This is a genomic window from Mesorhizobium sp. M2E.F.Ca.ET.209.01.1.1, assembly GCF_004010375.2.
Lineage (GTDB): Bacteria > Pseudomonadota > Alphaproteobacteria > Rhizobiales > Rhizobiaceae > Mesorhizobium.
In genome coordinates, this window is the sequence record NZ_SADP02000845.1 from 1 (window position 1) to 316 (window position 316).

Genomic DNA, 316 nt, shown 5'->3' on the forward strand with positions numbered 1-316 from the left:
GCCGACAAGGCCGATGACGTTGCCATCGGCGTCACGCAACGGTGTCTTGGAGGTCGAGAACCAGCGAAGATTACCTTTCAGGTCGGGGACCTGTTCCTCGAAATCGGCAATCCCCTCGCCCGATTTCAGCATCTTCTGCTCCAGCCCGGATAGGATGCGGGCGCGAGCGGCGTCGGCTATGTCGAAATCGGTCTTGCCCGTCATCTGCACGGGGCGGTCGTAGCCATTGTAGGTGGCGACCGTCTGGTTTACGGCGACGAACTGGCCGCGCGCATTCTTGACATAGTAGAAGTCCGGCGCCTGGGCGACCGCGGCG

1 protein-coding gene is annotated in these 316 nt (G+C 62.3%); it reads right to left on the reverse strand.

The genetic code is table 11. The features are described from left to right. On the reverse strand, positions 1-316 hold a 316-nt coding region (locus EN852_RS38170; RefSeq protein WP_135879858.1), incomplete at both ends, for a PAS domain-containing protein.